The organism is Oleiphilus sp. HI0061 (genome assembly GCF_001635675.1).
In genome coordinates, this window is sequence record NZ_LWFE01000750.1 from 1 (window position 1) to 376 (window position 376).

At 47.6% G+C, this 376-nt stretch carries 1 protein-coding gene; it reads right to left on the reverse strand.

What is annotated here, in order from left to right; genetic code table 11:
- Window positions 1–376, reverse strand: a 376-nt coding sequence (locus A3735_RS30670) for a hypothetical protein (protein WP_197485791.1), incomplete at both ends; no start/stop codon positions are given.

Sequence of the window (376 nt, forward strand, 5' to 3'; positions counted from 1 at the left end):
TCCGTCAGTAAGGCCCGTCAGGCCTTCAGCGGTCCAAATACCTTCTCCCTCATTGGATGCTGTGACCCAGCTGTCACCATCACTTGGGTCTGTTGACATTGCTACGGTGATGCTAGAGATCGTAAGCTCATAGTCGGAGTCTGCATTGAGTATTTGCCCAGCGCTAATTGCCGGAAAGCTCATCATGCTTTCCTTGGTAGTGATAAAAACACTGAAGTCATGACCGCTATCTCCATCTGATAGGCCATCATTGAATAGAATGTAGGTGCGTTTTTCTTCTCCGCCCATCATATTTGCAATAGTATCAGTTTGGCTCTTTAGATTAGCGCGGGCTGTCTCTCCCATTGCCATCATTACATCTGGCTGAAAGGTAACG